The following is a 12,789-nucleotide window of genomic DNA, read 5'->3' on the forward strand; positions in this document are numbered from 1 at the left end:
TATTATAATTCCTCTAAAATGGATGTGGATAACTGGGAAATCTCAGCCAATATTTCAGTGCTAGGCGACTGTGATGTCAATTCATTAATACGTAGCACATCAGCCTTAATATTCATAAATTTATCTACTAGGTGAAGCTTTTCCTCGTATTCCTCAAGCTGTTTGTCGCATCGTTTTAGCATGTCGTGCACAGCCTGACGGGAAATAGATAAAGAATCTGCAATCTCGGATAATGACAAATCATCATTGACACTCATCTCATATACACTACGCTGATGCTCTGTAAGAAGCTCTCCGTAGAAATCATATAAATATCCTGATTTAATCTTATCTTCCATGACTCTCCTTTATCACCGAAAGATAATATACTATATATAAAAAGAAGTGTCAAGTGGAAATACTTGACACTTTATTTTTAATTATTTTATAAAGAAGTTCTGACAATCTTTGGCTTATAACCGCCCTCATCAAGGGCTTTGATAATCTGTTCTTTATGATCTGTACCAAATGCCTCAAGTGTAATGCGAAGTTCTACAGCTGCAGAACGGTTTGTAGTAACAAACTGATTATGCTCAAGCTTGATTACATTACCCTGATTATCAGCGATAACCTGAGAAACCTTTGCAAGCATACCTGGCTTATCAGGAAGTAAAACAGATACTGTAAAGATTCTGTCTCTAAAAATTAAGCCCTGCTGAACAACAGAAGACATTGTGATAACATCCATGTTGCCGCCTGAGAGAACAGAAACAACTCTCTTGCCCTTAAACCCAAGATGATTTAAAGCTGCTACCGTAAGAAGTCCTGAATTTTCAACTACCATCTTATGGTTTTCTACCATGTCAAGGAAAGCAACGATAAGCTCATCATCGTCAACAGTAATGATTTCATCAATATTTTTCTGTAAATATGGGAAAATATTTGAACCAGGAGTCTTAACAGCTGTACCATCAGCTATAGTATTTACTGAAGGTAATGTAGTAACCTGTCCCTTATCAAATGATGCCTGTAATGATGCTGCACCACTTGGCTCAACACCTATAACCTTAATCTTTGGGTTCAAAAGTTTTGCAAGAGTAGAAACACCAGTGGCAAGTCCGCCGCCACCAACTGGAACAAGAATATATTCAACAAGTGGAAGCTCCTTGAAGATTTCCATTGCAATTGTACCCTGACCAGTAGCTACTGCCAAGTCGTCAAATGGATGAATAAATGTATATCCATGCTCGTCTGCAAGCTTATATGCATGCTCACAGGCTTCATCATATACATCACCATATAAAACAACATCAGCACCATAGCTCTTAGTGCGATTTACCTTAATAAGAGGAGTTGTTGTAGGCATAACGATTGTAGCCTTAACACCATATTTAGCAGCTGCATATGCAACACCCTGAGCGTGATTACCAGCTGATGCTGTAATTAATCCTTTAGCTCTCTCCTCATCAGTCAATGTGCTAATCTTGTAGTAAGCCCCTCTAAGCTTGTAAGCGCCAGTAAGCTGCATGTTTTCTGGCTTAAGATATACATCATTTCCTGATTTTTCACTAAAATAATCGCTGTAAACCAGTTTTGTCTCGTGTGTAACCTCTGTAACGATTTTAGAGGCCTCTTCAAATTTGTCCAAAGTAAGCATTTTCTGTCTCCCTTTTAGTGCTCGTTGTAGAACAATGCGTTAACAAAGTCATCTGCATTGAACTTTTCTAAATCGTCTATTGTTTCTCCAACACCAATATATTTTACTGGCAATTTTAACTCAGATTGTATTGCAATTGCAATACCTCCTTTAGCTGTTCCATCAAGTTTTGTAAGAACAATACCAGAAATATCTGTAACCTCAGAAAATTCCTTTGCCTGCACAAGAGCATTCTGACCTGTTGTACCATCAAGTACAATTAAAGTCTCCCTATAAGCCTCAGGAAATTCTTTAGAGATAGTGTTGTTAATTTTAGAAAGCTCGCTCATGAGATTCTTTTTGTTATGAAGACGGCCTGCAGTGTCAACCAAAAGAACATCTGCACCTCTGGCCTTGGCAGCATGAACAGCATCGTAAACCACCGCTGAAGGATCTGAGCCCTCTGGACCACCGATAAATTCAACACCGGCTCTATCTGCCCATTCCTTCATCTGATCAGAGGCTGCCGCTCTAAATGTGTCAGCTCCTGCAACCATAACCTTTTTACCGTTAGCCTTAAGCTTGCCGGCCAATTTACCAATGGTTGTAGTTTTGCCAACGCCATTTACTCCAATCACCAGTACAACAGATGTCTTATTTTCAAAATCGAAGCTAGTCTCATCTAAAGACATCTGCTGCTTGATTTCGTTAATCAAAAACTCCTTACACTGAGTAGGTTCCTTGATATGTTCCTTTTTTACAGCTTCACGCAAATCATCAAGAATTGCTTCTGTGGTATGAACACCAATATCTCCCATAATAAGGACTTCCTCTAATTCCTCATAAAAGTCCTCATCAATGTTTGTAAATCCATTAAAAATATAATCTATAGATTTTATAAAATTATTTCTTGTCTTAGTAAGTCCATTTACCAGACGCTTCCAAAAGCTAATTTTCTCTGCCATATTTAATCATCCAATTGTGCTTCAATAAGGTTAACTGATACAAGGGCAGATACACCCTTTTCCTGCATTGTAATACCAAATAATCTGTCAGCAGCATTCATAGTACCACGACGGTGAGTGATAACGATAAACTGTGTATTTTTGGTAAGCTTGTGCAAGTAATTTGCAAATCTATCTACGTTTGCATCATCTAAAGCAGCTTCAATTTCGTCAAGAAGACAAAACGGTGATGGCTTTAGATTTTGAATAGCAAATAACAATGCTATAGCTGAAAGAGACTTCTCACCACCGGACAACTGCATCATATTAATCAGAGTTTTTCCTGGTGGTTGAGCATTAATAATAATACCCGTCTCTAAAATATCTTCTTCATCAACAAGCTTTAGAGAGCCGTGTCCGCCGCCGAACAATTCCTTAAAGGCCTTATCAAATTCACGTTGAATATCCTTGAATCCTGCCTCAAACTGTTTGCGCATACCTTCATCCAACTCCTCAATAATACGCACAAGTGAGGCTTCTGCTTCAACCAAATCATCATGTTGCCCCTTCAAGAAGTTATATCTTTCTGAGAGCTCTTTATATTCTTCAATAGCATTAACATTTACATTGCCCATTGAACGAATTGCATTTTTGATTTTACCTGCATCCTTCTTCATTTGATCCAGATTATTAAATTCAGGATCCTTTAATTCTTCTGCATTGTGATAGGTAAGCTCATACTCATTCCACATGTAATTATTCTGATATGAAATTGCATCGTTAATCTTTTCAATTTGAGCATCCAAACGATAACATTCTTTATCCAGTTCTGCAATTCTATCGGAAATCTCCTGACGCTTTTCAAAGAAATTCTTGTGTGAGCTGTTTAATGCCTCACGTTTTGCAATTGTTTCTTTGATTTCTGTTTCAATAGCGCCAAATGAATCATCTGATTCACTGATTGTGGATTTAATTTCTTCAATACGATTCTTTTTAGCTTCTGTTTCATCTTTTGAAGATAAAGCATTGGCCTTAATCGCCTCAATATCAGAAACACATTTTTCGATTTCTATAGAAACACGTTCTATGTTTTGTTGAACGAAATCTACATTGCTTCTAGCATTAGCCTCTTCGATAAGTACCTCTGACATGGTTCTGTTGACAGAAGTCTCCATGTAGGTTTTCTCATCTACCTCATCAGAAAGTTTTTGGATTTCTGCCTGAAGCTCAGCCTCCTTAGCCTCTGATTCCTGCTTTTCAAATTCAATTTCTTTTTTACCAGCTGCTATTTCTGAAAGCTGCGCTTCAAGCTCTTCACTTTCCTTAGCAAGCCCCTCATAAGCTGTGAGACTTTCCCTCTTTTGCTCGTTTGCTCTATCCAATCCAAGCTTTGCTGTGTTAAGAGCAATTGCTGCTTCATTAAGTTTTGCTACATTTTCTTCTTTATCAGATTCAAGTAATGCTATAGCTGTATCAATTTCAGACGCTCTTGAAATTAATTCTTCCATTTCATTTGAAAGAACGTCAAGCCTCTCCTCTAACTCTTCAATTTCTCTATTTCTTCCAAGAAGATTAGATTTGTTCTTGAAATGACCACCAGCCATGGAACCACCTGGAGCCAGGTATTCTCCATCCACGGTAACAATGTGAATGCTGTAATTATTTTTCTTGGCAAGTGCAATGGCTGAATCGATATGGTCTGTAACAACTACTCTGCCAAGTAAGTATGCTATTACACCATCGAATTTGCTATCACAACTTACAAGCTCTGAAGCAAGACCAAGCACACCCTTTTCTTCTAAAACCTCTGTTTTTTTGAAATTACCTCTTCCATCTACTGATGTCAAAGGAAGGAATGTAGCACGTCCAAGTTTATTTTCTTTCAAAAAGTTGATCAGTTTTTTTGCACAAGCCTCATCAGCTGTAACGATATTTTGAATATTTCCGCCAAGCGCTGTTTCGATAGCCATTTCATATTTCTTTTCAACATGAATAATATCTGAAACGACACCTTCTATACCAGAGATTTTACCCTTCTGCTCCATAATTTTACGAGTAGAATTACCATATCCCTCATAGCGCTCTGCTATATTCTTTATAGATTCAAGTCGTGTCTGAACTCTCGCGAACTCATCTTTTTTTATCTGAAGCTCATCGTTATTCTTTTTGTTTTTGGTTCTCCAATCGACAGCCTTTTGAGAGTACTCCTTGTCTTTATCCTGAAGCGCTAACAATAAACTCTGAGCATTTTTGAATTCCTCTTCAGCAAGTGCAACAGCAACATCTAAATCTCCCTCACGAGTTTTACGCTCAATAAGACGCTGGGTAAGCTTTGCCTTACGGATGTTTGTCTGTTCAAGCATTGTTTCAAGACGTTGCTCTTTAGACTTGATGGAAGCCCTGTTATTAAGGAGCTCCATAATAGCCTTGTTATCTGCATCAATTTTTTCGTTGTTTACAGTAATTGCTTCCTGAAGCTCAGAATAGTTTCCTTTTACGTAATTAAGACGCTCTACAGCCTCCTCTAGACTTTTATCCAAAGTCTCTTTTTCTTTATTAAAATCCGAAAGCTGCTTTTCCTTTTCAGACTTTTCTGCTTCTATTTCAGAAATACGATTAGCTTGTTGTTCTTCAGAAGCATTAGCTGAACGAATCTGTTCTTCCAAAAGAGCTATTTCATTTTCCAGTTTACCCTTAAGCAAAGTGGAATCAGACTGCTTTTGCTTTAAGTCTTCTATTTTTAAATCCAGATTTGAAATCTCCTGCTCTAAAGAATCGTACTGTACTCGGATTTCTTCCTGAGCCGCCTTATTTGCTTCCAACTGTTCTGATGCAATTTTAGAGTTCTTTTCTACCTCATTAAGATTTGTTTGTAATCTATCAACCTCTAAAAGGAACGCATTAACATCTATTTTCTTCAGTTCTTCTTTGAATTTAAGATATTTTTTGGCATCCTCAGACTGCTTTTCAAGGGGACCAATTCTTCTTTCCTGCTCAGATAAGATATCATTAACTCTGACTAAATTTTCTCTTTCACTCTCAAGCTTTTTTACAGAGGCAGCCTTACGTTTTTTGTATTTAACAATACCAACTGCTTCATCAAAAAGCTCTCGTCGATCCTCAGGCTTTCCAGAAAGAATTTTCTCAATCTGGCCCTGTCCAATAATTGAATATCCCTCTTTACCGACACCGGTATCATAAAAAAGCTCAGCCACATCCTTCAGACGACATGGTGAGCCGTTTAAAAGATATTCACTTTCACCTGAACGGTAGACACGACGTGCTATGGTTACCTCTTCATAATCCACAGGAAGTGTATGATCGCTATTGTCCATGGTAAGTGCTACATATGCATATGATAAGGGCTTTCTGGATTCAGTACCGGAAAAAATAACATCTTGCATGGATGCACCACGCAACTGCTTTGCAGACTGTTCACCAAGCACCCATCTGACCGCATCACCAACATTACTCTTTCCAGAGCCGTTTGGGCCCACGATGCCTGTAATTCCGTTATGAAATTCAAACTTCATTTTATGAGCAAACGACTTAAAGCCGTACATCTCAATACTTTTAAGGTACATATTATTCTCCCTAGAGATTTATATAATCTTAATAGAGTCTTCTTTATGAAGACGCATCAGCCCTTCATAGGCAGCTTCCTGCTCAGCAGCTTTTTTAGTACTACCAGTACCATATCCAAGCACTCTGTTGCCTACCATAGCCTGCACATTGAACTGCTTTGCATGATCAGGGCCTGACTCTGATAGAAGCTCATAGGTAAGAGCGTCTTTGAAATTAGCCTGAACAACCTCCTGCAAGCGAGTCTTGCTATCGTAGAATAGCTGCTTGTGTTCTATATCATTTAAAACAAAACGATGAATATATTTGGATGCAGGCTCCATACCGCCATCCAAGAAAATGGCGCCAATTGTAGCCTCAAAGGCATCTGACAAAATAGACTTTCTGGTACGTCCTCCTGTCATATCCTCTCCCTTAGAAAGGAGCACATAATCCCCTAGATTAATCTCCTTACAGATGTATGCTAATGTAGGCTCACATACAATACTAGCCCTGAGTCTAGACAGCTTACCTTCATTTAAATCGGTGTAATTTAGATACAAAAACTCACTCGAAACAATCTCTAATACTGCATCACCTAAGAATTCAAGTCGCTCATTGTCTGAGAGTTTTTTCATGTGATGCTCATTTGCGTAAGAGCTGTGTGTTAATGCCTGACGTAATAAGCTTTCGTCTCTAAACTCGTAGCCGATAGTCTTTTGAAATTCTTTTAAATCCTTCAAAATAATATCTCCATTCTATTTCGGTTTAGTATAAGAAAGCATCCAGATAACCTGGATGCTTTCCAGTATATTAGTTGTTCTCTGCTACAGTCTTTTTGATAAGTTCAACTGCATCTCCTACAGTAGAAAGCTTTTCAGCTGCATCTGTGTCAACCTCGATATTAAGCTTTTCCTCAACGCCCATAATAATCTGGAAAACATCAAGTGAATCAGCTCCAAGATCATCTACAAATGTTGTACTTTCCTTAATTTCAGCTGTATCTACATTGAGTACCTCAGCAATAATCTCCTTTAATAAATCGAATTCCATTTCTAGTCCTCCTTTTTCTTTTCTATGATTAAATTATCCCTTATAAGCTCATTAATATTTTGCTCTTTAAAGGTTACACACTGGAAAATTGTGTTTTTTACTTCGTTAGCCTTGGCGCTACCATGAGTCTTCACAACAAGACCATTAAGACCAAGAAGCGGTGCGCCACCATAATTTGATGAATCAAATGCTTTTAATGTAGTTTTAAGAGAAGGCAAAGCAAGAGCCGCACCAATCTTTGAGCGAGTAGTGCTCATAAGTCCTTCTTTTATGACATCTATAAGTGTTGTTGCAACACCTTCAAAAGTCTTAAGAATTGCGTTACCAACAAAGCCATCACAAATGACAACATCAGCCTCACCTGCCGGTATTGCTCTGGATTCGATACCACCAATAAAGTTGATATCGGTGCACTCTTTAAGTAAAGGCATGGTCTCTTTTACAAGAGCATTTCCCTTTTCCTCCTCTGCACCGTTGTTTACAATGGCAACTTTAGGATTCTTGATTCCTATAGCTTTTTCCATGTAAATGCTACCCATTTTAGCGAACTGAACAAGATGACTACTACGGCAATCAACATTTGCACCTGAGTCAGCTAAAAGGCAAACACCATTTTTAGTAGGGATAAGAGCACCAAATGGAGCTCTTTCAATACCACGTATTCTACCAACGATGCCCAGTCCTCCTACAAGTAAAGCACCTGAATTACCAGCTGAAACAAAAGCATCTGCTTCACCTGCTTTTACAAGATGAAGACCTATAACCATAGAGGAATCCTTCTTTTTCTTAATGGCCATAACAGGATGTTCGGCTGTTTCAATAACCTCTGTGGCATTCTTGATTTCCAATCTATCTGCAGGATAATTATATGAAGAGAGTTCTTTCTTAAGAACATCCTCTTTTCCTACAAGTATAACTTTAACTTCTTTGTTTAAGTTTAAAGCATCTACTGCACCCTTAATCATTTCTCCAGGGGCATTATCTCCACCCATTGCATCAAGTGCAACTACTGTATAATCGCTCATGATAATTTTCCTTTCATACATTCTAAGAAATTATACTGTATCTTATTGAGAAATTCAAATAAAAATAGCCCCCGTCATAACACGGGGGCCATGCGATTGCGATTAATCAACAGTAACGATTTCTTTCTTGTTGTATGATCCGCAAGCTTTGCAAACTCTGTGTGGAACCATAAGCTCACCGCACTTAGAACACTTTACAAGTGTTGGGTTGCTCATTTTCCAATTTGCTCTTCTTTTATCTCTTCTTCCCTTAGAAGATTTGTTCTTTGGACAAATAGACATGCTATTTCACCTCCTTAAAGCTATTAAAGACATCTAAAAATTGTGCCATTCTAGGATCTAAGACTGTGTCGTCGCAGCCACAAGACTCAGTGTTACGATTCTTGCCACAAACCGGGCAAATACCCTTACAGTCATCCTGGCACAATATCTTTGCCGGGAAATTCACTAAGATCTCGTTTAAAATTAGCTCATCTACATCGATGTCCTCGCCATCAATAAATGAGTAAGGACCAATATCTTCATCAGGAACCACTTCCCCTTCTGAAACCTGAATGGTCTCATCTACAGAAACAGGAACCTTAAAAGATACCTCTGTCAAGCATCTGTCACATGCACCTGTGATAGTACTCTCGGTGTTAAATGTGATATGAAGCTTGCCATTTCCAATCATAGATAAAACTACTTCAAATGGCTCTATGTGATTGATAGAAAATTCACTGCCAAGATAAGAAAAATCCTTTAAATCGCAGCTTCCCGCGAACTTCTTACTTTGGTCATTCAATGAAGTGACATCCTTAATAGAAATCTTCATAAATATCTCCTATCCACACTTTGTCAATTATACATAGCATAAATATAGTTGTCAAATACTTTTATCAAAAATTAACAATATATTTGCTAATTATTTACCAGCAACAATAGCTGCTGTATCTCTAGCAATCATAACCTCTTCATTTGTAGGAATAACGAATACCTTAACCTTTGAAGAGTCTGATGAAATAAGCTTATCCTCGCTTGGGCCATCGTTTCTTGTTGGGTCAAGTTCTACTCCCATGAATCCAAGATGATCACATACTGCCTGACGAAGACCTGCATTGTTTTCTCCAAGACCTGCTGTAAAGCAAATCATATCAACACCATTCATTGCTGCTGCGTATGCGCCAACATATTTAGCAATACGGTATGCAATCATATCCATAGCAAGCTTTGCTCTCTCATTACCCTCTGCTGAAGCAGCAATGAGATCACGGAAATCAGATGAAATACCTGAAACACCAAGTGCTCCCGACTCCTTGTTAAGGACGTTCATAACACCTGCAAAATCAAGCCCTTCCTTCTTTGCCATGTATTCAACAGCTGAAGGATCAATATCACCTGAACGAGTACCCATAACAAGTCCTTCAAGTGGAGAAAGACCCATTGATGTATCTACAGACTCACCATTTAATACTGCACAGCAAGATGCACCATTGCCTATGTGGCAAACGATAATCTTTGAATTCTTAAGATCAGCGCCAGCGAATTCACAAACACGCTTTGAAACGTAGCTGTGTGATGTACCGTGGAAGCCATAACGACGAACACCATAGTTCTCATAATATTTGTAAGGAACAGCGTACATGAATGCTTCCTTAGGCATTGTCTGATGGAATGCTGTATCAAATACACCAACCTGTGGCTTACCTGGCATAAGCTCGCGGCATGCATTAATACCGATAATATTTGCTGGGTTGTGAAGTGGAGCAAGATCGTTGCACTCTTCTACAACCTTAATCATTTCATCTGTAATAAGAGCTGAAGCTGCAAACTTCTCACCACCATGGACAACTCTGTGACCTACAGCATCAATTTCATCTAATGATGCGATAGCACCAGTCTTGTCATTTGTAATGGCATCAATAACAGCAGCTACTGCCTCTTTGTGTGTAGGCATAGGAATTTCTGTAATCTCTTTATCGAGACCAGCCTTTTGGTATACAATACGTCCGTCTATACCAATTCTTTCGCAAAGTCCCTTACAGAGCACTTCTTCACTCTCAGAATCAATAACCTGATACTTAAGAGATGAACTACCACAGTTGATAACTAAAATCTTCATAATAGTTAACTTCCTTTCTTATATAAAATTTTCTTTCTTTAATAAAAATCAGTTTGATAGTGTTCAAACAACTATTTTATTATAACATTTATATTTATCTTCTCAATATAATTTTAATGTATAATAAGTGAAGAAATAGTTTTTTCGGAGGAACAAAATGGTCGTCGGAATCGTCGCAGAATACAACCCATTTCACAATGGTCATAAGCTTCAAATCGATTATGCAAAAGATGTGTTACACGCCGATGTGGTAATTGTCGCTATGTCAGGTAGTTTCACACAACGAGGCGAAATTGCCTGCTTTGACAAATACATAAGGGCCCATGCAGCACTGGCAAGTGGAGCAGATATAATATTTGAAATCCCAACAATTTTCTCCACCTCCTCGGCCAGAGAATTCGCTGCAGCAGGCATTCAACTATTGGCAAATACACAAGTTGTCGACACTATTTTATTTGGTGCTGAAACTGATGATGAAACTCTTTTTATTGAAAATGCAAAAAAACTTGTAGAAATAGAAACTTCCGGAGTTTTAGACGATGAAATTAAAAAGTTATTATCTTCCGGTGAAACCTATGCCTCTGCTAGAGCTAAGGCCGCAGCAAATCATATTCCGGCAGAAATAATGAGCAGCCCCAACAATATTTTAGGCCTGGAATATTGCAGATATATAATGGAAAACGACCTTCCTCTAACCATCAAGATAATAAAACGCCAATTCAACAATTATAACGATTCTCATATAACAGGGTCGATAAGTTCAGCAACCGCCATCAGAAACAAACTGGCTCTAGACCATGATATCTCATCGGTCCCAGACAAAACCCTGGACATTTATAAAAATGCCACTTTTATCCACTGTAATGATATTTCTGACATATTGCATTACAAGCTTTTGTCTGAAACTGATTACAGTAAATATTTGGATTGCACTTGCGATTTAGCTGATAGAATCTCAAATAACTTAAAAGATTTCAAAGATTTTAGTAGTTTTTGTAGTCTTCTAAAAACAAAAAATGTGAATTTCTCACGTGTAAGCAGGGTTTTAAGTCATATACTACTTGATATTACAAAAGTGGATTTTGAAAAAGAAAAAAAAGATGGCTATATAAAATACCTTAGAATGTTAGGGTTCAGTCAAAATGGCGCCGCTCTACTTGGTTCAATCAAAGAAAAAAGTGACTTTCCCTTAATAACAGCTCCTGGCGATATCGTTAATAAAAGTGATATATTCTCAAGTGATATACATAGATTAGTCGCCACTAGAAAAACCGGAGCAATCCACCCAAATGAGTATAATAGAAAATTTAATTTGGTTAACATAAAAAATTAATATACATCAATATACCTTCCTATAGACTTATAGGAAGGTATTAAAAAAAGCACTCTTAACAAGAGTGCTAATCGCAGTTCCTAGCGGAATCGAACCGCTGTTTTCGCCGTGAGAGGGCGACGTCTTAACCGCTTGACCAAGGAACCATATTTATTATTTATCGCTTGCGACGAAAATTATAATACTATGGTTAGGGTAATAAGTCAACACTTTTTTTGATTTTTTTCACATTAATTATTTTGCTTCTAAAAAAACATCACCCTCAGCTAAAAACTACTTATGTAGTAATTTTCTCTGAGGGTGATTAAAAATTATTTCTGTGCAAAATAACTATCTATACCTGCGGCAATTCCTTCTGCCAGTTTATCCTGATAATCACTGTCTTCGAGTTTTTCATCATCATCGCTATTCCTCAGATTTCCCACTCTCACAACAGCGTTTGGCACCTGGCACCAATTAATTCCAATAATGTCATCTGTTTCAATAACATCTTTGGAATCCAAATTCTTTTCCTGCAAACAGCCTCTCAACACATCTGCCAACAATCTGCACTGGCTATAGGTTCCGTAATTATATGGATTATCTGCAGATTCGCAAAGCACAAAAATTCCTGAATCCTTTTTATTCTCACCACTGGAGTGAATGCTTAAATATAGGTCCGCAGCCATAGTATTGGCAATCATTGACCTCTCAGCGTTGTTCATGTCCACATCATTAGTATTACGTGTAAGTTCCACCTTGTAGCCAAGTTTTTTAAGCGCAGCCTCTGTTTTCTTGGCAATAGTCAAGTTTAAATCATACTCAGGAGTTTCTGAAAGGGCTCCCTTTGCCCCAATCAGGTCTTCCGTTTCCCATGACCATGCTCCAGGCCCAACGGATTCCTTTTTATTATTCTCAATAGCTTGACATCCAGGATCAATAACAACAAGCTTTGCTGCAAAACTTTTTGATATAAGACCTTTGGCCTGTACATCAATGCTGTCTGCCCCAATAAAAATGCATAGGAGCATTACCATTACGAAACTGCGCAGTAAATTAAAGTTTTTCTTTCTCATAGATGAAACACTCCCTTTCCGATAATTTTTAGAAGAGATGAAAGAAATTAAATAAATCATCCCTATAATCATTATCGTCTTTTTGTGCTTCAATTATGTGAA

General features: G+C 37.9%; 12 protein-coding genes and 1 tRNA gene. 1 reads left to right on the forward strand and 12 read right to left on the reverse strand.

What is annotated here, in order from left to right; genetic code table 11:
- Nucleotides 1-2: 2 nt before the first annotated feature.
- The 10 genes from ylxM to BLV53_RS01480 all read right to left on the reverse strand — a co-directional run bounded on the left by ylxM (nucleotide 3) and on the right by BLV53_RS01480 (nucleotide 10,299).
- A complete protein-coding gene (gene ylxM / locus BLV53_RS01435; protein WP_090296079.1) occupies nucleotides 3-338 on the reverse strand; it encodes a YlxM family DNA-binding protein in 336 nt (111 codons plus the stop codon).
- 86 nt (nucleotides 339-424) lie between these two features.
- Entirely contained in the window at nucleotides 425-1,636 is a 1,212-nt protein-coding gene (ilvA, locus tag BLV53_RS01440) for a threonine ammonia-lyase (protein WP_090296082.1), read from the reverse strand.
- Between the two features lie 14 nt (nucleotides 1,637-1,650).
- Nucleotides 1,651-2,580, reverse strand: a complete 930-nt coding sequence (gene ftsY, locus BLV53_RS01445) for a signal recognition particle-docking protein FtsY (protein WP_090296086.1) — start codon at nucleotides 2,578-2,580, stop codon at nucleotides 1,651-1,653.
- Nucleotides 2,581-2,582: 2 nt separating this feature from the next.
- Nucleotides 2,583-6,143: a chromosome segregation protein SMC gene (gene smc, locus BLV53_RS01450; protein WP_090296087.1), complete on the reverse strand. Its 3,561-nt coding sequence runs from the start codon at nucleotides 6,141-6,143 to the stop codon at nucleotides 2,583-2,585.
- A gap of 18 nt (nucleotides 6,144-6,161) precedes the next feature.
- Nucleotides 6,162-6,863, reverse strand: a complete 702-nt coding sequence (gene rnc / locus BLV53_RS01455) for a ribonuclease III (protein ID WP_090296090.1) — start codon at nucleotides 6,861-6,863, stop codon at nucleotides 6,162-6,164.
- A 70-nt stretch (nucleotides 6,864-6,933) separates the two neighbouring features.
- A complete protein-coding gene (gene acpP, locus BLV53_RS01460; RefSeq protein ID WP_090296092.1) occupies nucleotides 6,934-7,173 on the reverse strand; it encodes an acyl carrier protein in 240 nt (79 codons plus the stop codon).
- A gap of 2 nt (nucleotides 7,174-7,175) precedes the next feature.
- Nucleotides 7,176-8,198, reverse strand: a complete 1,023-nt coding sequence (gene plsX / locus BLV53_RS01465) for a phosphate acyltransferase PlsX (RefSeq protein WP_090296095.1) — start codon at nucleotides 8,196-8,198, stop codon at nucleotides 7,176-7,178.
- Nucleotides 8,199-8,300: 102 nt separating this feature from the next.
- Nucleotides 8,301-8,480: a 50S ribosomal protein L32 gene (rpmF, locus tag BLV53_RS01470; RefSeq protein WP_090296099.1), complete on the reverse strand. Its 180-nt coding sequence runs from the start codon at nucleotides 8,478-8,480 to the stop codon at nucleotides 8,301-8,303.
- A gap of 1 nt (nucleotide 8,481) precedes the next feature.
- The gene (locus BLV53_RS01475) at nucleotides 8,482-9,012 is read right to left on the reverse strand and encodes a YceD family protein (RefSeq protein WP_090296101.1); all 531 of its coding nucleotides are present in this window, start codon (nucleotides 9,010-9,012) and stop codon (nucleotides 8,482-8,484) included.
- A 90-nt stretch (nucleotides 9,013-9,102) separates the two neighbouring features.
- Nucleotides 9,103-10,299 (reverse strand): acetate/propionate family kinase, encoded by a 1,197-nt coding sequence (locus tag BLV53_RS01480; RefSeq protein WP_090296103.1) that lies wholly within the window; start codon nucleotides 10,297-10,299, stop codon nucleotides 9,103-9,105.
- A 157-nt stretch (nucleotides 10,300-10,456) separates the two neighbouring features.
- Here BLV53_RS01480 and BLV53_RS01485 point away from each other — a divergent pair, with 157 nt between their 5' ends.
- Nucleotides 10,457-11,632, forward strand: coding sequence for a tRNA(Met) cytidine acetate ligase (locus BLV53_RS01485; protein ID WP_090296105.1), 1,176 nt, complete (start codon nucleotides 10,457-10,459; stop codon nucleotides 11,630-11,632).
- Nucleotides 11,633-11,706: 74 nt separating this feature from the next.
- Here BLV53_RS01485 and BLV53_RS01490 read toward each other — a convergent pair.
- A tRNA-Glu gene (locus BLV53_RS01490) sits at nucleotides 11,707-11,778 on the reverse strand.
- Between the two features lie 165 nt (nucleotides 11,779-11,943).
- Complete coding sequence (locus BLV53_RS01495) at nucleotides 11,944-12,687, reverse strand: N-acetylmuramoyl-L-alanine amidase family protein (RefSeq protein WP_170830724.1); 744 nt, start codon at nucleotides 12,685-12,687, stop codon at nucleotides 11,944-11,946.
- Between the last annotated feature and the right edge of the window lie 102 nt (nucleotides 12,688-12,789).

Source organism: Pseudobutyrivibrio sp. ACV-2, assembly GCF_900107545.1.
In the GTDB taxonomy this organism is placed as follows: Bacteria; Bacillota; Clostridia; order Lachnospirales; family Lachnospiraceae; genus Pseudobutyrivibrio.